The sequence below is a fragment of the Corynebacterium timonense genome, from assembly GCF_900105305.1.
Taxonomy (GTDB): domain Bacteria; phylum Actinomycetota; class Actinomycetes; order Mycobacteriales; family Mycobacteriaceae; genus Corynebacterium; species Corynebacterium timonense.
Genome location: NZ_LT629765.1, coordinates 1,100,760 through 1,121,311, shown reverse-complemented (window position 1 = coordinate 1,121,311; position 20,552 = coordinate 1,100,760). Strand labels below are relative to the sequence as shown.

Sequence of the window (20,552 nt, the reverse complement as noted above, 5' to 3'; positions counted from 1 at the left end):
GCGATTAGTGGTCGTCCCAGTGGCCGTCGTGGGCGGCGTGGCGGTGACCGTCGTGGATGTAGTCGACGTGGTCGCCGTGGGGGACAGCCACGTGGCCGCAGCCCTCGCCGTGGACGTGCGGGTGGTCCTCGTGCACGTGGTGCTCGGAGGTCTCGCACTCGTCCCAGTGGCCGTCGTGCTCGCGGTGGAGGTGGCCGTCGTGGGCGTAGTCGACGTGGTCGCCGTGGGGGACGGCCACGTGGCCGCAGCCCTCGCCGTGGGTGTGTTCGTGGGTGTCGTGGATGGTGTGCGTGCTCATGAGGGTCCCTCCTTGAGTGTCTGTTTTCAGTACGTTTTCATTAAACACGATCCGTACCGCGTTTTCAATACGTTTTCAAAAAGGTGGCGAAGAGCACATGGTTAGGCGATCGGGGAGCGGGGGGAATAGAGTTTTCGGCGTGTTGCGCACCATGCTGAAATCCAAGATCCACCGGGCTACCGTGACGCAGGCTGACCTGCACTACGTGGGCTCCTGCACCATCGACGCTGACCTGATGGATGCCGCCGACATCCTCGAGGGCGAGCAGATTGACATCGTGGACATCAATAACGGCAACCGGCTCACCACCTACGCCATCACTGGCGACCGGGGCAGCGGCGTCATCGGCATCAACGGCGCCGCCGCTCGCCTGATCAGCCCCGGGGACCTCGTCATCATCATCGGCTACGCCCAGTACGGCGCGGAGGACCTGAAAGACTATCGCCCGCGCATCGTGTTCGTCGACGGGTCCAATAGGGCGCTCGTCGAGGGACAGGACCCGGCGCACGCGCCCGAGGGGTCCGGCTTGCTTAACCCCCGCCACCCGCAGGACTGAATCATTTTCTTGACCGCCCCCGGACCGCGCCCTACCCTTAGTTAAGGTCGATCTGACACTAACTAACGCTTATGAGTCGCAGGAGGGGCGTATGCGGGGGTGGCACAGCCTCAACGTCGCCGAACGGAGAATGCACGGCCCGTCGGTGGCGGTGTCCACCGTGGCCTTTTCCCTGGCCCCTCCTCATCGACCTGCTGACACGCCGCAGGGACTCTGGGTCCCGCTGGTGCAACGCACCCGCCCGCCTTACAAAGGGGCGTGGGCGCTGCCCGGAGGGCCCACGCAGTGGGACAAAACGCTGACCCAGACGGCGCGCGAGACCCTCGTCGCCGCGACGCAGGCGGAGCCGAACTACCTCGAGCAGCTCTACGCCTTCGGTTCCGTGGAACGTTCCGCACAGGCCGAACGCACCGTCACCATCGCGTACTGGGCCCAGTACCGGGAGTCGGACTTCGAGTCCGCGGCGCGTATCGACGACCCACACGTCGCCTGGTTTCCCACCAGCCGCCTGCCCGAGTTGGCATTCGACCACGCCGAGATCATCCACACAGGTATCCAGCGGCTCCAGCGCCGCGCTAGCCAGACCTTTGTGGCGCACCGTTTCCTCGAACGCCACTTCACCCTCGCGCAACTGCGCGAGGTCCACGAGGTCATTGTGGACAAGCGCGTCGACCCGGCGAACTTCCGCCGCCAGGCGTTGTCCTCCGGAGAGATCGTGGAAACCGGGGTGACCCAGGCGGGGGCGAAGCACCGCCCGGCGAAGTTTTACCGATTCGCAGACAACAACGCCAGACAGGATTAACACCATGCCATCCGTGACCAACCTCATCCTCACCGCAGCGGGGAAGGAGTCTACCTGCGACTCGCAGCTTCCCGCCGAGCCCTGGGAGGTGGACCAGAACCACTCCTATGGCCCCGGTGCCTCCCAGGCAGACCGCTTCCCGCAGATCGCGCCCAGACAGGGCGCGGTACCCTCGCGCTACACCGAGGCGAGCCCTGCAGAGCTCGACGCCATGATCGAGCAGGCGAGGAAGGAGCTCGGGGACCGAGTGAAAATCCTCGGCCACTTCTACCAGCGCGACGAAATTGTGAAGTTCGCGGACTTCGTCGGCGACTCGTTCAACCTTGCCCAGGCCGCGAAGAAGCACCCGGAGGCGGAGGCCTTCGTCTTCTGTGGCGTCCATTTCATGGCGGAGACCGCCGACATCCTCTCGGGCGACAACCAGGCCGTGATCCTGCCGAACCTCGCGGCGGGGTGCTCCATGGCGGACATGGCCTCGATCGGCCAGGTCGAGGCGTGCTGGGAGGAGCTCACCCGCGTGTTGCCCACGAGGGGCGACGGTGCCAAGGCGCCGCTCGTGCCGGTGACGTACATGAATTCCTCGGCCGCCATCAAGGCGTTCTGCGGGCGCAACGGCGGCATCGTGTGCACGTCGTCCAACGCGCGCACAGTGCTCGAGTGGGTCTTTGAGCGCGGCGAGCGCGTCGTCTTCCTGCCCGACCAGCACCTGGGACGCAACACGGCGCGCGCGATGGGCATTCCGGACGAGCAGATTATCATGTGGAACCCGCACCAGCCGCTCGGCGGCAACACACCCGAGCAGGTGGAGCAGTCCACGGTGATCCTGTGGAACGGGTTCTGCTCCGTGCACAAGCGCTTCACGGTGGCGCAGATCGAGCGAGCGCGCGCGGAGTACCCCGGGGTGCGCGTCATCGTCCACCCGGAGTGCCCGGCGCCCGTCGTCGACGCGGCGGACGTGTCGGGGTCGACGGAGGTGATTCGTCGCGAAGTGGAGGCGTCGAAGCCCGGCGACGTGCTGGCCATCGGCACCGAGATCAACATGGTGAACCGGCTGGCGCAGCAGTACCCGGACCGCACGATCTTCTGCCTCGACCCGGTGGTGTGCCCGTGCTCGACGATGTACCGCATCCACCCGGCCTACCTCGCGTGGGTGCTTGAGTCGCTCGTCGAAGGGGAGATCACCAACCGCATCGTCGTGCCCGACGACGTCGCCGCCGACGCCCGCGTCGCGCTCGAGCGCATGCTCGCGGCGAAGCCATGAGGCACGTCGTCGTCGTTGGCGCCGGCGTCGCGGGCCTGAGCGCCGCGTGCGCCGCCGCGCGCGAGGCGGAGGTCACGCTCGTCTATCCCGGCGAGGACATCGCCTCCAGCCCCGGCTCGACCCAGCTCGCCCAGGGCGGAATCGCGGCGGCGATCGGCCCGAGCGACACGCCGGAGGCGCACGCGCGCGATACGATCGAGGCGGGTGCCGGGCTCGTCGATACGCATGCGGCGACTTACCTCGCCGAGCGCGGCGCACGCCAGGTCCGCGCCCTGCTTGGGGACGGGTTTCCCGCCGACCCCGGCTTCGGGCTCGAGGGAGCGCATTCCGCGCCGCGCATCACGCACGCGGGCGGCGATCGCACCGGCGCTGAGCTGCACCGTTTCCTCATTACCCGCGCGCTCTCCACCCCGCGCATTCACCACGCTCCGCGAAGCAAGGAGCTGAGCTTGTCGCGTGTCGACGGCCACATCACCGGCCTGACCACCCTCAGCGCGGACGCGGTCATCCTCGCCACGGGAGGCTACTGCGGCGTCTACCCCCTCTCGACCGGCGCGCCCGAGGCGACGGGTGCGGGCATCGTCGCCGCCGCCCGCGCCGGCGCGCTGCTGGCGGACATGGAGTTCGTCCAGTTCCACCCGACGGTGCTGGAGGGCACCGGCGCCCTCATCTCGGAGGCCGTGCGCGGTGCCGGGGCGCACCTCATCAACGGCCATGGCACCCGATTCCTGCTCGAGGTTGACCCGCGCGGCGAGCTGGCCCCGCGCGACGTCGTCTCCGCGGGGGTCCACCGCGAGCGCCAGACCGATACCGGCACCGGCACCGGAGCCGTGTACCTCGACGCCCGCCACGTCGACGACCTATCCCGTCGCTTCCCCGGGATCAGCGCACGGTTGGCGCAGGCCGGGCTCGATTGGACGCGCGAGCTCGTCCCCGTCGCCCCGGCCGCGCACTACTCGATGGGAGGGATCGTGACCGACCTTGCCGGGCGCACGAGCGTGCCTGGGCTGTACGCGGTCGGCGAGGTCGCGCGCACCGGGGTGCACGGGGCGAACCGGCTGGCCTCGAACTCGCTTCTCGAGGGCCTCGTCTTCGGCGCCGCCGCCGGGCGGGCCGCGGCGGCCGGGGAACCGTGGCACGCGCCCGAGATCGCGGGCGAGGTCCTCGACGTGGCCCTACCGGATCCGAATCGTCGCGGCGACGCTGGCGCCGCCCGCGAAGCTATCGGCGCCGGCCTTGCCGTCGAGCGCACCGGCGAGACGATCACAGGCACCGCCCGCGCCCTGCGCGGCAACGGGAGCATCGCCGCCGCAACCGGCCTGCTCATGGCCGCAGCCGCGGCCCACCGCACGGAATCGCGCGGCGCCCACCGCCGCCTCGACCACCCCGACACCGACCCCGCCCAGGCGCGACCGATCTACCTGCGCGCCGTCTAAGGTCTAAGGAGGCCACCATGCTCACCCACCACGCCATCACCGCGGCCGTCACCGCAGCCTTAAACGAGGACGCGCCCTGGGGCGACATCACAGCCCACGCCGCCATCCCCGCCGACGCCCGCCTGCGCGTCGCGCTCGTCGCCCGCGAGCCGGGCGTCTTCGCCGGGGGAGAGGTCGTGCGCGCCGCGTTCGCGCTCACCGACCCCGCGATCGCCGTCACCGGGCTCGCCGCCGACGGGACGCGCTTCGACGCCGGCGACCGCCTAGCGCTCATCGAAGGCCCCGCCCGCGGCATCCTCACCGCGGAGCGCGTCGCCCTGAACTTCGCGCAACGCATGTGCGCCGTGGCCACGCTCACCGCGCGCTACGTCGCGGCCGCCGAGGGCTACGACGTGCGCATCGTGGACACCCGCAAAACCACGCCGGGCCTGCGCGTCTTCGAAAAGCACGCCGTGCGCGCCGGCGGGGGACACAACCACCGCCACGGCCTGTCGGACGCCGTCATGGTCAAGGACAACCACCTGGCCGCACTCGGCGGAACCGTCACCGAATCGCTGCGCCTCATCCGCTCTCGCGTCGGTCACACCACCCACATCGAGGTCGAGGTTGACCGCATCGACCAGATCGAACCCGTCCTTGCCGCCGGGGTCGACAGCATCATGCTGGACAACTTCGCCCCCGACCAGCTGCGCGAGGCCGTCGCCCTGATCGGCGGCCGCGCCGCCACCGAGGCGAGTGGCAACGTCAGCCTCGACACCGTGGCCGCGATCGCCGCGACCGGGGTCGACGTCATCTCCGTGGGCAAGCTCACCCACAGCGCGGGCGCGCTCGATCTGGGGCTCGACGAGATTACAGAAGCCGCCCTATGACCTACCTCGACGCCGCCGCCACAGCCCCGCTGCACCCCGAGGCTCGCGAGGCCATGCTGCGCGTCTGGGACGCAGGAAACGCCAACCCGTCGAGCGTGCACTCGGCGGGGCAATGGGCCGCCCGCGAGGTCGAGTCGGCCCGCGAGCAGGTCGCCGCCGCCTTCGGCGTGCGCCCCGACGGAGTGATCTTCACCGCCGGCGGGACGGAGGCAAACAACCTGGGCATCATCGGCCGCGCCCTCGCTGCGCCCGGCACCCGGCGCATCTACACCACCCGCGTCGAGCACTCCTCGGTCCTGGCCAGCTGCGACTACCTCGCCCGCGTCCACGGCTTCGAGGTGCGTTACCTCCCTGTCGACAGCGACGCCACCGTGGACACCCGCCCTCCCGCCGACGCCTCGCTCATCGCCGTCGGCCTCGCCAACGGCGAGGTGGGCACCGTGTCCGACCTCGGCGAGCTGCCTGCCGCCGCGCCCTGCCACGTCGACGCCGTCCAGGCCGCGGCGAACCTGCCGCTCAGCCTCGGCCCCAGCGGCTGGCCCGGCCCCAACGTAGCCAGCATGGCCATCGCCTCCCACAAATTCGGCGGGCCCCAAGGCGTCGGCGCGCTCATCCTGCCGCGCGACGTTGCACTCGAGCCGGTCATCCACGGCGGCGGGCAGGAAGCCGGGAGGCGCTCCGGCACCCACAACGTCGCCGGCATCGCGGGCTTCGCCGCGGCCGTCACCGCCCACGCGGCCCGCGCCGGCACCCGGGCCGTCGCGCTCATGCGCTCACGCGACGAGTTAATCCGCGCCGTCGAGGACGGCGTGCCCGGGTTGCGTCTGACCGGGCACAGGGAGCAGCGCCTGCCCAACCACGCCTCCTTCGTCGTCGACGGCGTCAGCGGCGAGGCACTGCTCGTTGCCCTCGACGTCGCCGGCTACGCCGTCAGCTCGGGCTCCGCCTGCCGCGCCGGGCAGTCCGAGCCCTCGCCCGTCCTGCTGGCCATGGGCGTCGACGCCGACCTCGCCCGGTCCGCGCTGCGTTTCACGCTGCCCGCCCCGCTGAGCAGCGCCGAGATTTCCCGCATCGTCGAGGTGCTGCGCCGTGAGGTCGAGCGCGCGAATGGGTGATGTGGCACTCTAGAGCGGTGGCTGAACAGAAAACTGGCAGTGGTGGGGAAGTCTTCGGCGCTTTTGTGCGCCTGGGCCTGACGTCCTTCGGCGGGCCCGTCGCCCACCTCGGCTACTTCCGCGAAGAATTCGTCCAGCGCCGCCAGTGGCTGGGGGAGAGGGAATACGCGGACCTGGTGGCCCTGTGCCAGTTCCTGCCCGGCCCGGCCTCGAGCCAGGTGGGCATGGCGCTCGGGCTGCGCCGCGCCGGGTACCTTGGCATGGCCGCGGCGTGGGTGGCGTTTACACTGCCATCCGTGCTGCTCATGGTGGTGTTCGCGCTCGGCGTGGCCACCCTCGGGGACATCGAGGGCGCCGGATGGCTCACGGGCCTGAAGGCGGCCGCGGTGGCCGTGGTTGCCCACGCGGTGCTCGGCATGGCGACCAACCTGGTCACCGACAAGTGGCGAGCCCTCATCGCGGCGGCCGCCGCTATTGCGGTCCTGCTGATGTCCACACCCTTCGTGCAGGTTGGCGTGATCGTCCTCGGCGCGTTCGGCGGCTGGGCGCTCCTGCGCGGCGCGAATACCCCGGCGCCGGATGGGGAGGCGGAGCAGCGGGCCCCCTCGCGGGTGTCGCGCCCGATTGCGGTGACCTGCCTTGTCCTCTTTGCTGCTGGCCTTGTGCTGCTGCCCGTCCTGAGCCGCGCCGTGGGCGCGGTCGGGGTGCAAATCTTCGACACCTTCTACCGCGCCGGCGCCCTCGTCTTCGGCGGCGGCCACGTGGTGCTGCCGCTGCTGGAGCAGGCCACGGTGCCGACCGGGCTGGTCGACCACGACACGTTCCTCGCCGGCTACGGCGCCGCCCAGGCGGTGCCGGGACCTCTGTTTACCTTCGCCTCCTTCCTCGGCGCGAGCGCCGAGGGGATCAGCTGGTGGTGGGGTGCGATCGTGGCCACGGTGGCGATCTTCGCGCCCGCCGCTTTGCTCGTCATCGGGGCCATGCCGTTTTGGGAGACGCTGCGCCACCACCGCGCCGCGGCCGGGGTGCTCGCGGGCGCAAACGCCGCCGTCGTGGGCATCCTCGGCGCCGCGTTGTACGACCCAGTTTTCACCGCCGGCATTACCGGCACGGCCACGATGGCGCTCGCTGTGGCGGCGTTCACCGCGTTGCAGGGGTGGAAGATCCCGGCGTGGGCGGTGGTCATCGCAGCAGCCGCACTCGGGGCAATTTTCTTCTAAGCGGCGCGCCGCGTTACTGTTGCATAATGCGTCGTGGATACGTCAACCGCTGTGCTGCAGCCTCCCTCGCCACTGCCCTCGCGCTTGCCGCCGCCGCGGCGGCGCCCGCCGCGAACGCCCAGGCTTTGCCGCCGGACACCGTCACCCTGTCCACGGTCAACCCCCTGTCGTCTGTCGTTACCGGGCAACCCAGCTACACGGGCTCGAGCGTGATCGATGCGGCGAGCGTGCCGTTTGCGTCGCTTAGCATGCTGTCCGAGGTACCCGTTCTTGCCGTGCCGTCTGTGATGCTCGCGATCCTGGGCCGCGGCATCTTCGGGTCCAGCCTCTACCAGGGGATCGGCTCGAGCGGTCAGACGCTGAGCTCGGGGATCGTCGACACCACGCCGACCCACCCGGACCTGAGCGCGCCGCCGGCGGAGTTCGTCGACCTGACCCACCTTGAGGGCAACGTCTACGAGCTGACCGTTTTCTCCCCCTCGATGCAGCGCGAGGTGGCAAACGAAATCCTGCTGCCGGGCGGTCCTGAGAACACCGAGCCGCGGCCCACGCTCTACCTGATGATGGGCGCGGACGGCGCGAGCGGCGGCATCACGTGGCGCACCGCCACCGACTACGAGGGCTTCTTCGCCGACAAACTGGTCAACGTGGTCACCCCCAAGGGATCGGTCTCGTCCATGCAGGCCGACTGGTACGACGAGGACCCCGCCACGGGCATCAACCGCTGGTCGACGTACATGACGCGGGAGCTTCCCGCGCTTGTCGACGCCATGTTCCACGGCACCGGACGCGACGCGATCGCTGGGGTCTCCATGTCCGGGGGACCGGCTCTGTCCATCGCTAGCTACGCCCCGGAGCGCTACGTCGCCGCGGGCTCGTTCTCCGGCTGTCCCGCAACCACCGGGGCGATCGGGGGCGCGTGGACGTCGTCCGCCGTCACCATGAACGGCGGCAACCCGGTGAAGATGTGGGGACTTCCCGGCAACCCCGCCTGGGTAGAGCATTCGCCCTTGCTCAACCTCGAGGCGCTACGCGGCGTCGACCTGTTCGTCGCGGCGTCCATGGGCGTGCCCGGCCCCATCGACGGCGGCTCGCCCCTGTCGTCGCGCGTGCAGCGGCTCGGTTTCCCGATGGTCCTCGAGGGCGCCTCCTACGCCTGCTCGGCGCACTTCGTCAACGAGGCCCGGAACGCGGGGTTGAACGTCGACTGGTACGAGGTGCCCGAGGGCACCCACACCTGGGGCTTGTTCGAAGACGAGCTGCGCGCGAGCTGGCGCACCATTGGGCCCGCGCTCGGAGTGGAATAAAAGGCGCTCTGAACACGTGATTTGTTGAACCGGCGCGGGGTGGATTAAGGTGAACGAGTCGCAAACGACAAGCGAACGCGCCCCGTTCGTCTAGCGGCCTAGGACGTCGCCCTCTCACGGCGGTAACACGGGTTCAAATCCCGTACGGGGTACAGAGCAGGAGCGGGGCGGCCGGTGATGAACCGGCCGCCCCGCTCGTTTATCTCCTTCTGGTGGGCGGACCAAGAGCGAAAAGCAGCCCAACGTGGTCCAACGTGGTCGTAGACGCGGTGAGGATCGCCACGGGTGGGCACGTGGACGAGCCACAACGGTTTACCCGTGGTGCCGGGCCCCGCCGGGCGATGCCGCCGTGGAGGCGGCACGACGAAAAGAAAACGTGAAGGTCACCGGCCTGAGCGCGGTCGGCGGGGACGTGTGCAACGCCACCGTGGCGTCCCTTATAGGTGTTGCCGTTTTTCTCCACGCGCACAGCGCGGCCGAAGCATCGTGGCCGGTCTCTCTTCACGGGGAAAGCTCGCCAGCACCCGCCGAGCACATGCGGGTGCCATTCCGGTTTATGCCTGCTGGCCAGTAACAACCCTGGAGATCAGACACGCGTTCTGCTCCTTCGCCCTTCCCGGAGGCCGTGCGCCCTCGGGAGAGCGGAAACGGGGCACCTTTCGCAGTCGAGCCCGCGGGCTTACTCCTCGTTGAAGTCGTCGAGGATCAGCTGCGCGAGCGGGCCGGCGGACGCGGGGTTTTGGCCGGAGTAGAGTGCCCCGTCGGCGACGACGCGCGCGGCGAAGGGCTCGTCGGCTTTGATATAGTCCACGCCGAGCTCGATGAGGCGGTCCTCCACGAGCCACTCCAGCTTGTCAGCGAGGCCCCCAGCGCGCTCCTCCTCGTTGGAAAAGCCCGTCAGGGCGCGGCCCTGGAAGGGCGAAGCGCCCTCGCCGTCGGCGGTGGCCACGACCGCGGCCGGGGCGTGGCACAGAAGCGCCACGGGGGCGTTGTCCTCGAGGCGGGCGGTGAGAAGGGCCGCCGAGTCCTCGTTGACGGCCAAGTCTTCCATGGGGCCGTGGCCGCCGGGGTAGAAGACGAGGTCGTAATCGGCAGAGGTTACCTTCTCAAGGGCGAGCGGGGTATCGAGCACCTCGTCGAGGCCGTCGAGCGCGTCTGGGTTGCCCGTCTCTGGGTCCAGGCTCACAGGGTCCGGGGTGGGGGCGCGGCCGGCGGGGGTGGCCACGTCGATGTCCCAGCCCGCGTCGGCGAAGGTGCGGTACGGGGTGGCGAACTCGTCGGCCCAAAACCCGGTGGGGTGGGTTGTGGCGTCGTTAAGCGTGATGTGCTTCGCGGCCGACAGAACAAAGAGCGCGCGGGGCATGGGAACCTCCTTACAGCTTGACGACCATCTTGCCGGTATTGGTGCCTTCGAAGAGCTCAAGGAAGTACTCCGGCATCTTCTCCAGTCCCTCCCGCACCGTGGTCTCGTAGGTGATGGAGCCGTCGAGGACGAGCGGCGCGATGCGCTCCTGGAACTCCGTGTCTAGGTGGCGGTACTGGCCCAGCACGAAACCGCGCAGCGTGATGCACTTGCCAACGGCCTGGAAGAGGTTGCGCGGGCCCGTAGCCTTATCGCGGTTGTTGTACTGCGCGATCGCGCCGCACATGGCGATACGGCCGAACGTGTTCATGTGGTGGATCGCGGCCTCGAGGTGGTCGGCGCCGACGTTGTCGAAGTAGAAGTCGATGCCCTCCGGTGCGGCCTCGCCGAGCTGCTCGGTGACGTCGCCGTCCTTGTAGTTAAAGGCGGCGTCGAAGCCGAGGCTCGTGACGTAGTCGACCTTCTCGGGCGAGCCGGCGGAGCCGATGACGCGGGACGCGCCGAGCTGTTTGGCAATCTGCCCCGCGGCGGAGCCGACCGCGCCGGCAGCGCCGGAGATGAAGACGACGTCGCCCTCTTTCATCTCGCCGACCGCGGTGAGGCCGGCGTAGGCCGTCAGGCCCGTCGTGCCCAGCACGCCCAAGTACGCCTCGGCGGGCGCGGCGTCGGTGTCGATCGCCTCGGCCTTCTCGGCGGGAAGGATGGCGTGGGAACGCCAGCCCTGGAAGTGGCGGACGGTGTCGCCGACCGCGAAGGCGTCGGAACGCGACTCGGTGACGGTGCCGATCGCGGTGCCGGTGAGCGGCTCGTCGATCTGGAAGGGCTCGATGTAGGACTTTTCGTCGTTCATCCGCCCGCGCATGTAGGGGTCCACGCTGGCGAGGGTGTTTTCAACGAGGATTTGCCCGTCCTCGAGGGCGGGCAGCTGCGCCGTTTCCAGGCGGAAGTTCTCCGCGGTCGGGGTGCCCTGCGGGCGGGAGGCCAGGACCCATTGGGTGGTCGTGGTCACGAAAAATCTCCTTTGCGCTTCGCGTGTAGTTCCTCCACCGACCATACGCGCGAGGCGAGGGGACCGTCGCGGCCCTAGCCTTGGAGCACCCTAGCTGTACTTCCCCGTGACGTTGTGAACGCGTTGTGCGGGGGGTGAGGCCACCGGTGGCGGTGTGGGCTCGATGACAGTTGTAGTCGCGGATGAATTCCGTATACGTCTGCTGCCGGGCCTTTTCGCTGGCGTATGGGCGGATGTAGTCCCATTCCTGCATCAGGGTGCGGTTAAACCGCTCGACCTTGCCGTTGGTCTGCGGCCGGTACGCCTTGGTGGAGACATGCTTAATCGTGCCCAGGGCAGCGTTGAACGCCTTGGAACGGTAGCAGGCTCCGATATCGGTCATCACCCGTGTGACCTCGATGCCTTGCTCGGTGACGAACTGGCAGGCGCGCCGCATAAACCCGGCCGCGGTATCTTTCTTCTCATCGGCCAGGATCTCCGAGTACACCATCCGTGAGTAATCATCCACGGCGTGATGCAGGTAGGAATATCCCCGCCCCGCAGGCGCACCAGCCTGCCTTTGTGCGTTGCGGGCGCGGCCCGCCCGGCGAGCCTTCCTTCGCCATCGGCGAGCGCATCCGGCTCGCGCGCCAGAGCGGGCAGCCCTCCTATTCCTTCCTGGACATGGACCGCTCAACGCCGCTCGCCCTGTGGCTCGCGGTGACGGCCGCAGCGGTCATCGCCGCGGGCGCGTGGCGCGGCGCACGGGCGCTCGCCGGCCTGGCATGGACGCTGCTGGCCATCGGCGTCTTCCTCGTCCCCGCCCTGTTGCGCGGCGGCCCGCCGATCCCCCTGGCCGTCGTCGCCGGGTCCGCGATCCTGTTTCCCGTCATGTTCCTGGTCCACGGCGCCAACTGGAAGTCCGCCTCCGCCCTGGGCGGGACCCTGGCGTCGCTGGCCGCCTCGGCGGGACTGGCGCACGTGGTCATCCGCTCGACGAGCCTGCGCGGGCTTGCCGACGACTCGAACCTGCTCATCCAGCTCTACCTCCCCACCGTGAGCGTCACCGGGCTCATGCTCGCCGGCTTCATCATCGGGACGCTGGGAGCGCTCAACGACGCGACCGTCGCCCAGGCGTCGACCGTTGCGGAGCTGGCGGAGGCGAACCCGGGGGCCGGCCCGGCGCAGCTGTTCTCCTCGGCGATGCGCGTGGGGCGCGACCACATCGCCTCGATGGTCTACACGCTGGTGCTGGCCTACGTTGGTGCGGCCCTGCCGATGACGCTGCTGCTCGCCGTGGTGGACCGGCCCCTGGGGCAGGTCCTGGCCTCCGACGTGGTGGCCACGGAGCTGCTGCGCTCCGCAGTCGGCGCGATGGGCCTGGCGCTCGCGGTGCCCGCCACCACGGTCATCGCCGCCCTGACGGCGGGCCGCGCGCGGGTACGCTAGCACCCATGCTGCTCGTTTCCAGCTCCCAAACTATCCTCGACGCTGGAGTGCCACCGCGCCTCACGGAGGAGATCGTCTCTGTGGTGGAGGAGGTGGCGGACAACACCGGCGCCGCCCTCGTCGCGGTGGGGGACTCGCCCTACCGCTCGGCTGTGCTCGGGGCCGCAGAGGAGCTGGCCGGGCGCGGCCGGGAGGTCGACATCCTCGGCGACGGCGCCCGCACGCTTGACGACGTCCCCGCCGACCCCCACCATGCCATCATCGTCGAGGCCCTCGGCGCCACTGAGCTGCCCGACGCCCTGATCGACTACCTGGACCGCTCCCGCGCCAGCTCCACGGTTGTGTCGGTGGGCACCCCGGCCGGGATCGCCGCCGACAGCCACACCGATGCGGGATTCCGCGTGGTGCGGGAACGGGGTAGCCACCCCGCCCACGGTGATTACGCCCACGTGCGCAAACCTGCCTTCGTCCGTGCCGACGTCACCGTCGCCCCGCACGGGCTGAACGCGGCCCACGCGCTGCACCCCGCCTGCGGCCAGGTCGTCGTGGCCCGGGGAGAGGGCAGTCTCTCCCCGGACCTGCTGGGCCAGTACGCCCGCTACAACGCGGGCGCGAACCCCCTGCGCCGGCCGCTCTCGGCGGTGCACGTGCCGCGCACCGTCGAGCCGGAGGCTTCGGTGCGCGTCGACGGCGACGGGGCGGCGGCCCGGCTGCGCGCGGAGGCCGCCCTGCGCGCCGGCGCCGGGGCGGTACGCGCGGGCGTCGACCACCCCGGGGTCGAGCCTTTCGGCGATGCCCGCGTTCGGGTCAGCGGCGATGAGATCGTGGGGTCCTTCGGGCGGGTTCTGCTCGTGGACGGCCTGACCCGGGAGGAGGCCCTGCGCCGTGCGAGGGACGAGAAGGTCGTGATCGTGGTGCCGGGGGAAAGGGCGCTGGTGGTCCAGCCGCTGCGGAAACAGAGCGGAGAGGAACCGGCGGGGATCTGGACGGTTCACGACGCCGGGGTGCCGTGGGTCGACACCCCGGGCGGCCGGGACGTCCTCATCGGGCTCATCGCCGCCTCTCTGGCCCGGATGGAGGTCTCCATGGAGAGGTTCCTCGCCGACCGCCCCCGCGTGGTTCCGGAGGACCCCTCCCCGGGCTACGCCCCGGACGAGGCTGTCGGCCTCTATGCCCTGGCCGCGGGTATCGCGGCCGACGGCGCCCCCACCACTGCGGAGGAGATTCTCCGGGCGGTTCCCCTGGCGTTCAGGGAGGGCAAGGCGCGCTGGGAGACGTGGGCGGGCGCCTAGCTCTCGGCTGGCTCGGCGGGGCAAAGGTCCAGGTCCTTGCGCACCGCTTCGGGGGCGCCCCGGGGGCCGCCTCGTTGAAGCAGACCTCGCCTGACTCGGTTTCCCCGGCGGGGGTGATGCTCACCCAGTTGGTGCCCTGCGCCTTCCAGACGTAGTCGCCGTCCTCGGGAAAGGTGGTGCGCGCCCAGGTGCCGTCGCAGAAGCGCTGGAACTCCTCGCCCTGACCCGCCTCCGCCTGCTTGGGCCAGGCGCACTCGGTGACGACCTCAGCCGGGGCGGCGGCAGCGCCGGGCGCCTGCGCCGCCTCCTTCGGCTCCTGGGCGGGTGCGGCCGCGGCGGAGGAGGACTTCGTGGTGGATTTCTTCTTGCTCGTGCTCTTGCTGGTGCTCTTGCCGGTGGAGGACTTCGCCTTCGTCTCCTTGGCCTTCTCCTCCTTGGCCTTCTCCTCCTTTGCCTCCGCCTTCTTCGTCGTGGCGGGCGCGGCGGTGGAGCAGCCCGCGAGGGCGAGGCAGAGCACAGCGGCGGTGGCGAGGGCGGCGGATGGGCGCACGGAAGATCCTTTCTTGGGGGCGCGGCCCGGCTCGCCGCGCTCTCATTTCGCGGGCGCTCAGGCCCGCAAGCACGCTAGGTGTACTTCCCCGTGACGTTGTGAACGCGTTGTGCGGGGGTGAGGCCGTCGATGGCGGTGTGGGCTCGATGGTAGTTGTAGTCGTGGATGAATTCCGCATACGTCTGCTGCCGGGCCTTTTCACTGGTGTATGGGCGGATGTAGGCCCATTCCTGCATCAGGGTGCGGTTAAACCGCTCGACCGTGCCGTTGGTCTGCGGCCGGTACGCCTTGGTGGAGACATGCTTAATCGTGCCCAGGGCAGCGTTGAACGCCGTGGAACGGTAGCAGGCTCCGTTATCGGTCATCACCCGGGTGACCTCGACACCGTGGAGGGAAAAGAACGCGCAGGCACGCCGCATAAAACCGGCGGCGGTGTGCTTCTTCTCGTCAGGAAGGATCTCCGAGTACGCCATCCGTGAGTAGTCATCCACGGCGTGATGCAGGTAGGAATACTCGCGCCCGGCGGGTGCACCAGCCTGTTTTTGTGCGTTGCGGGCGCGGCCCGCCCGGCGATCCTGTTCAGAGCCACGCCCGTGCACGCGCCAGCCCCCGCCGTCGGGGATGCGACCGAGCTTTTTGATGTCGACATGGATCATGTCCCCGGGTTGGCTGCGCTCATAGCGCACTGGTGGTGCTGTGCGCACCGGCAGGCCGGTGGCCTGGTCGATGCAGACTAGTTTCGGCATGTTGTAGCGCGCCAGCACCCGACCAACCGTGGAACGGGGAATTCCCAGGTGGTAGCCAATACGGTGTGGGCCCCACTGGCGGGTAAACCGCAGTTTGATGATGCGGCGCTGGGTGCGCACCGGCAGCTGGTGCGGGCACGTGCGCGGACGGTGTGACCGGTCAGTGAGCACTTCGCCACGGCGTGCCCGGCTCACCCACCTGTTGACGGTGGCTGGTCAGACCTGGAAGCGTTCAGCGACCCGGCGCTGCGTCCATCCGTGGGTGATGACCAGCTCAACCATCCTTGCTCTGCCGGTCGGGGTCAAAGGTGCGTTACGGTGTGTCATGGAAGCCTTCCGGATCGGTGTTCGTGTGGATACCTACACCACTACCGGAGGATTCCCCCATCCGCTCACACCGTTCACAACCTCCCGGGGAAGTACACCTAGCCTTGGAGCACCTTCGTCCTCGCCACCGCGTCGTCCATCTTGCCGATCGGCGTGGCGAGCAGGTTGCGCAGCCACAGCCCGAGGAGGAGGAACGGCAGGGTGAACAACAGGAGCATGCCGATCGCCTTCCAGAAGTCGCCGTCGTAGGTGCCGAAGATGGCCGCACGCATCGCCCACACCGAGTATGTTGCCGGCAACCACGGACTGGTGTTTTGCACCCACTCGGGAAGCATCATGAGCGGGTAGGCGCCGCCGGCTGCGGAGACCTGCAGGACGAGCAGGATCACGCCGATCGCCTTGCCAGCGTTGCTTAACGAGAGCACGAGGGTGTAACAGATCATATGGAACACAAGGCTGGACACCCACCCCGCGACGAAGAGCAGGAAGGGATGCGCGGGCGAGATCTCCACGTAGAGGATCAGCCCGCCCATAATCAGCGTCGACTGCGCCAGGCCGGTGACCACGAAAGTGAGGTAGCGGCCGAAGTACTCCTGCGCCGTGGTCACGTCCTCCGGGTCGACCACGTTCTGCACCACGGACTCCTTGTCCGTGCGCAGCGCGACAGCGCTCAGCAGCGCGCCGACCCACAGCGCGATGACGGTGTAGAGAGGGGTCATACCGGCGCCGAAGCTGGCGCGAGGGAAAACGGCCTGGCGATCGATCGCGATCGGCTCCACCAACGCGTCCGCCAACTCCTCCGGGCGGCTGGCGATGAGGTCGGCGAGCTCGCTCACGTCGCCCTCGGCGCGCGCCTGCGCGATGGAGCGCTGCGCGTCCTGCATCGTCGCGGCGCTGTCGCGCATCGACTCCGCCATCGAACGCAGGTCCTCGCCCGTCGTTGCCAGGGTGGCCCGCAACGAGCCGGGGGAGTTATCCAGCGCGGTAGCCACGCCGGCCATGTCGGAGCGCGCCTTATCGACGCTCGACTGGACGCCCTGGACAGATCCGGCCAGGGACTCGAGCTGGGGGCGCACGGTGGTGTCGAAGGTCTGGCGTGCAGAGTCCGCGGCGTCCCGGGCCGCGCCGATCGACTCGGCGATGGCGCGGCGGTCGTCGTCGCTACCGCGGCCGGCGCCGATGCGGGCGGCGGCGTCGTTGAGGTGGTCGCGCACCGTGGTTTGGCGGGCGATCGTGTCGTCGAGGCTGGCGGCCACGGAACGCAGCGGCGGCTGGGCCGGGGCGGGCAGCGCCGGGATGACCTCGTTATTCAGTCGGTCGCGCAGGGTGGTGTATTGCGTTGCTTGGACGTCGATACGCGCCGCGATGTCGCTCAGGGTCCCGGCCGTCGCCTGCGAGGTCGCTCCCGCGTCGGCGAGAAGCTCGTCGACGCGGTCGCCGACCTGCGAGTAGCTGTCAGCGGTGGCGGCGAGCGCCGCGCCGAGCGAGCCCGCCCCGGTGCCGAGCTGCGTGCCTAGGTCGCCGAGGTCCGCCGGCTGGATCTGGTTGAGAGAAGCGTCGAACGCGTCGGCGATGCGCTGCGCGCCGTCGACGAGGGGGACGCTCGATTCCGTCAGCGCGGCGAGCGCGTCGACGGTGTCCGCCCCGGATAGAAGCTGGTCGCGGACGTTGATCGTGCGCTGTTCAATCGAGTCGAGCGCGCGTATCGTCTCGTCCTCGTTGAGGAAGTCGTTGGCGGTCTCGATCAGCCCGAAGGCCACCTCGGACAGCGTGCGCGTGAAGGTCTCGTTGATCTGCGAGCCGACCCCTTCGCCGCCCGCGGAGACGATGAGCGGGGAGATCGGGTTCTTCTTCTCGTTGACGTAGAGGTCGATGGTGCTCGGCTCGGCGGCGCCGGTGTAGAAGGTGAGCATGTTGTCACTCAGCGTCGGCGGCAAGACGATGGCCGCGTAGTACTCGCCGGAGCGTGCTCCCTCGATCGCGTCCTCTTCGCTGGTGATGACCCAGTCCATCGCGTCGTTGCGGTAGAGCTGGGACAAGACCATGTCGCCGACGTTGACCGACAGCGGAGTGATGGTACTGGTGTGGCCCTCGTCGGTGTTGGCCACCGCGACTTTGAGGCGTTCGGTGTTGCCGAAGGGGTCCCAGGTGGCCAGGATGTTGAACCAGGCGAACAGGCAGGGGATGGCGATGAGCCCGACCATGACGATGCCGGCCATGACGTTGGTGTACAGGCGTCGCAGATCGTTGAAGGCAATGGAAAGAATCGTCCTCACGAGCGTTCCCCTTCCTCGTGGTGGTCCTCCTCGTGGCCGTCAGCGGGTATGCCAGCGATGGTGACCGCGGTGCCTGTGGAGTCGTGGCGGTGGACAACGGCGTCGCGGAGCTCGGCGTCGCCAAGCCTCGTGACCTGCTGGGCGTCGACGAGGCTCTGCGTGAAGTACTCGACGCCGCCGAGGTAGAGGATGACCAGAAGCGACCACGCTACCGCGATCGCGAGCATGACCGATTTGTCGGTGGGCAGCAGCATGGTCAGGCCGGTGATGATGGCCACGCCGATGACGCCGGCTCCGATCCCTGCGAAGATGAGGGTCTTGTAGTTCTCGTGCAGGAAGCGCGCCCGCTTGGCCACGGCCTCACCGAACTCCTTGCGGTCCGACAGCGCCGCCATGATGTCGGAAATGCGGTAGGGCGAGCCCATCACTTCGACCTTCTCGCTGGTGATCAGGTTGGTCGTAGCCAGCTGGCGGTTGAACAGCAGGTTCGCGTGCGAGGAGGTGCGGCGGAACAGCCACCCCAGGGCCATGACGAGCGCCGCAATGGCGAACAAAACGGCCATATAGCGGAAGTAATGGCCGCCGTAGAAGCCGCTAATAGTCTCGCGCATGGCGTTGATGCCGTAGCTAAACGGCAGGAGGGGATAGAGGGCGCGGAAGAAGCCGGGCATCAGCTCGATGGGGTAGAGGCCGGAGGCGCCCGGAATCTGGATGACAACAAGTAGCACCGCAAGCCCCCGGCCGAGGTGCCCGAAGGCGGAGACGATGGCGTAAATGATGGCGGTGTAGGCGATGCCGGTGAGGATCGCCGTAACAAAGAACGCGGCGATCGATTCCATCTGCACGCCGAACGCGAGGTTGCCCACCGAGACCACGATGGCCTGCAGGGCGGACAGGGTGGCAAAGAGGAAGAAACGCCCCAGGTACGCCTGCCCGACAGTGAGGCGGCGGAAGCCCTCCATGTCGACCTCGACGCGGAAGATGATCGTGAGCACGAAGGCGCCGATCCACAGCGCGAGGTTGGTGAAGAAGGCCGCCATGGCGCTGCCGTAGTTGTCCGCGGGGAAGACCTCGTGCTGTTCGACGCTCACGGGTTCGGCGATGTACTCGCCGATCTGGACGGAGTTCAGGCTCGTGACGTTGTTGAGCGTCTCGGAGTCGGAGGTGGACAACAGGGTCGCGATGTCGTTTTGCGCGGTGCGGGCGCCGTCGGCCAGCGTCACCAGGTTGCCGCTCACCTGGTTGAGCACGCTGAGTGACGAGGTGAGCTGGTTGTCCACGCCGGCGAGCAGCACCAGCGTCTCGTCAGTGAGGGCCTGCTGGCTGGTCACAGCGCCGCGCACGGAGGCGACGCTGCCGGACAGTCGGGACAACGCGGCGTTGATTGCGGGCACGGTTGACGCCAGTTCATCGCGGGCGAGGCGGGCGTTCGACGCGGAATCGCCAGCCGCCTGCTCCAACGAATCGCCCAGCGCGCCCAGCGAGTCGAGCGCGGTGCCGGTCGTGCGGTCGAGGTCGCCCAGCCCGTCGATAATCTCGCGTGAGGCGCCGGTGCGCTCCTCGAGGGCGCTGATCACGCTGTCGATCTCCGCCGAGATCGCGGGGGAGATGGGCGCCCCGTCGGCGAGAGAGCGCAGCTGGGCGGTGGCGGCCTCGCCCTGGGAGAGAACTCCCTCGACCTCTCTGAGGGCGGAACGCGCCCGGGCCTGCGCCGTTTTCAGCTCGTCGGTCGCGGACGTGATCGAGGCGTTCGCGGAGGCGGCGCCCGTGCTCAGGGCGTTCGTCGATTCGAGGAGGGCGGTTGACGCCGACGCCGAAAAGTCGGCGGAGGAGGCTTCGAGGCTGCGCAAAAGCCCTTCGATGTCGTTGAGCGCCGTGCCGACACTGCCGAGCGTGTCGTCCACGGAGATGACGAGGTTACGCAGCTCGCCGACGACGGGGCGGGCGCCGTTGACGGTGGATCTCATCTCCTGGACGCGTTCGCTGGCGGAGTCGAGGCTCTGCGCGACCTGTTCGAGCCCGCCGGTGGCGTTGTCGCGCGCGGTGTTAGTGTCGTGGCGCAGCTCGAGGCCCGCGTCGCGTAGCTCGGAGGCCGCCGCCTCGGCGACCTGCTGCTTGAAGGTCGTGGCGATGGTGGAGTCGATGACGGAGGCGCTGGCGTCGGTGATGGTGGGGGAGACGCCGTTGATTTTTTCGTTGGCGTAGTACTGCAACGTCGGCTGGACGTAGGTCTCCTCGGCGAGGCTCAGGATGTCCTCGCTAAACGAGGGCGGGATGAGGAACATGGCGTAGTACTCGCCGCGCATGAGCGCGTCGCGCGCCTCGTCCTCGGGCAAAAACTCCCACCCGATGGTGTCGTTTTCCTCTAATTGCTCGCTGATTTGCTTGCCGACGTCAATCTCGCGGTCCTCTTCGTCGGCGCCGTCGCCCTCGATGACGGCGCCGCGGTCCTGGTTGACCACGACGATGCGGATGTTCTCGGTGTTGGAGTACGGGTCCCAGAAGGCGTTGATGTTAAACCACGCGTAGAGCGCCGGGGTGATGAGAACGCCAAGGATGATGATGAAGGCGCGAGGAACGCGCACAAGGCGCCGGATGTCCCGGCTGAGAATCTGTCCGCTTTGTCGCACCGCGTGAGCGTACCTCCGCCAGATGTATAACGAAAACGAAAAGACGGGCAGAGGCCACCCACACACG

The 20,552-nt window shown here is 68.9% G+C and carries 16 protein-coding genes, 1 tRNA gene and 2 pseudogenes; 11 read left to right on the top strand and 8 right to left on the bottom strand.

Annotated features, from left to right (window positions below; translation table 11 throughout):
• Positions 1-4: 4 nt before the first annotated feature.
• Positions 5-298, bottom strand: a complete 294-nt coding sequence (locus tag BLT81_RS05365; protein ID WP_019194971.1) for a hypothetical protein — start codon at positions 296-298, stop codon at positions 5-7.
• Positions 299-437: 139 nt separating this feature from the next.
• Between BLT81_RS05365 and panD the strand changes: the two genes are divergently transcribed.
• The 9 genes from panD to BLT81_RS05320 all read left to right on the top strand — a co-directional run bounded on the left by panD (position 438) and on the right by BLT81_RS05320 (position 9,016).
• Entirely contained in the window at positions 438-854 is a 417-nt protein-coding gene (gene panD, locus BLT81_RS05360) for an aspartate 1-decarboxylase (protein WP_019194970.1), read from the top strand.
• A 91-nt stretch (positions 855-945) separates the two neighbouring features.
• Complete coding sequence (locus BLT81_RS05355) at positions 946-1,656, top strand: NUDIX hydrolase (protein ID WP_040421786.1); 711 nt, start codon at positions 946-948, stop codon at positions 1,654-1,656.
• A gap of 4 nt (positions 1,657-1,660) precedes the next feature.
• Positions 1,661-2,917: a quinolinate synthase NadA gene (nadA, locus tag BLT81_RS05350; protein ID WP_019194968.1), complete on the top strand. Its 1,257-nt coding sequence runs from the start codon at positions 1,661-1,663 to the stop codon at positions 2,915-2,917.
• Positions 2,914-4,353, top strand: coding sequence for an L-aspartate oxidase (locus tag BLT81_RS05345; RefSeq protein WP_019194967.1), 1,440 nt, complete (start codon positions 2,914-2,916; stop codon positions 4,351-4,353). Before nadA ends, BLT81_RS05345 begins: the two co-directional genes overlap by 4 nt.
• A 17-nt stretch (positions 4,354-4,370) precedes the next feature.
• Positions 4,371-5,222, top strand: a complete 852-nt coding sequence (nadC, locus tag BLT81_RS05340) for a carboxylating nicotinate-nucleotide diphosphorylase (protein ID WP_019194966.1) — start codon at positions 4,371-4,373, stop codon at positions 5,220-5,222.
• Positions 5,219-6,337, top strand: a complete 1,119-nt coding sequence (locus BLT81_RS05335) for a cysteine desulfurase family protein (RefSeq protein ID WP_019194965.1) — start codon at positions 5,219-5,221, stop codon at positions 6,335-6,337. The genes nadC and BLT81_RS05335 overlap by 4 nt, the downstream gene beginning before the upstream one ends.
• A 17-nt stretch (positions 6,338-6,354) precedes the next feature.
• The gene (chrA, locus tag BLT81_RS05330) at positions 6,355-7,557 is read left to right on the top strand and encodes a chromate efflux transporter (protein ID WP_040421839.1); all 1,203 of its coding nucleotides are present in this window, start codon (positions 6,355-6,357) and stop codon (positions 7,555-7,557) included.
• Between the two features lie 26 nt (positions 7,558-7,583).
• A complete protein-coding gene (locus tag BLT81_RS05325; protein WP_019194963.1) occupies positions 7,584-8,864 on the top strand; it encodes an alpha/beta hydrolase in 1,281 nt (426 codons plus the stop codon).
• Between the two features lie 79 nt (positions 8,865-8,943).
• Positions 8,944-9,016: transfer RNA gene (locus BLT81_RS05320), tRNA-Glu, on the top strand.
• A 527-nt stretch (positions 9,017-9,543) separates the two neighbouring features.
• On the opposite strand, the gene BLT81_RS05315 is transcribed toward BLT81_RS05320, so the two are convergent.
• The 3 genes and pseudogenes from BLT81_RS05315 to BLT81_RS05305 form a co-directional block, all read right to left on the bottom strand.
• Positions 9,544-10,227 carry a type 1 glutamine amidotransferase domain-containing protein gene (locus BLT81_RS05315; RefSeq protein ID WP_019194962.1) on the bottom strand — a complete coding sequence of 228 codons (684 nt, stop codon included), beginning with the start codon at positions 10,225-10,227 and terminating at the stop codon, positions 9,544-9,546.
• 10 nt (positions 10,228-10,237) lie between these two features.
• Positions 10,238-11,236 carry an NADP-dependent oxidoreductase gene (locus BLT81_RS05310; RefSeq protein WP_019194961.1) on the bottom strand — a complete coding sequence of 333 codons (999 nt, stop codon included), beginning with the start codon at positions 11,234-11,236 and terminating at the stop codon, positions 10,238-10,240.
• 90 nt (positions 11,237-11,326) lie between these two features.
• Positions 11,327-11,825: pseudogene (locus BLT81_RS05305) on the bottom strand (integrase core domain-containing protein); the annotation flags it as partial.
• Here BLT81_RS05305 and BLT81_RS05300 point away from each other — a divergent pair.
• Together BLT81_RS05300 and BLT81_RS05295 are read left to right on the top strand one after the other, a co-directional pair.
• Entirely contained in the window at positions 11,729-12,664 is a 936-nt protein-coding gene (locus BLT81_RS05300) for a YibE/F family protein (RefSeq protein WP_231286683.1), read from the top strand. The pseudogene BLT81_RS05305 and the gene BLT81_RS05300 sit on opposite strands and share 97 nt — an antisense overlap.
• Positions 12,665-12,669: 5 nt before the next feature.
• Positions 12,670-13,956, top strand: a complete 1,287-nt coding sequence (locus BLT81_RS05295) for a hypothetical protein (protein ID WP_019194959.1) — start codon at positions 12,670-12,672, stop codon at positions 13,954-13,956.
• On the opposite strand, the gene BLT81_RS05290 is transcribed toward BLT81_RS05295, so the two are convergent.
• The 4 genes and pseudogenes from BLT81_RS05290 to BLT81_RS05275 all read right to left on the bottom strand — a co-directional run bounded on the left by BLT81_RS05290 (position 13,913) and on the right by BLT81_RS05275 (position 20,485).
• Complete coding sequence (locus BLT81_RS05290; protein ID WP_019194958.1) at positions 13,913-14,506, bottom strand: hypothetical protein; 594 nt, start codon at positions 14,504-14,506, stop codon at positions 13,913-13,915. The two genes, BLT81_RS05295 and BLT81_RS05290, sit on opposite strands and share 44 nt — an antisense overlap.
• A 74-nt stretch (positions 14,507-14,580) precedes the next feature.
• A pseudogene (locus tag BLT81_RS05285) lies at positions 14,581-15,579 on the bottom strand (IS481 family transposase).
• 98 nt (positions 15,580-15,677) lie between these two features.
• Positions 15,678-17,855, bottom strand: coding sequence for a YhgE/Pip domain-containing protein (locus BLT81_RS05280; protein ID WP_019194956.1), 2,178 nt, complete (start codon positions 17,853-17,855; stop codon positions 15,678-15,680).
• A complete protein-coding gene (locus BLT81_RS05275; RefSeq protein WP_019194955.1) occupies positions 17,852-20,485 on the bottom strand; it encodes a YhgE/Pip domain-containing protein in 2,634 nt (877 codons plus the stop codon). The genes BLT81_RS05280 and BLT81_RS05275 overlap by 4 nt, the downstream gene beginning before the upstream one ends.
• Positions 20,486-20,552 lie beyond the last annotated feature (67 nt).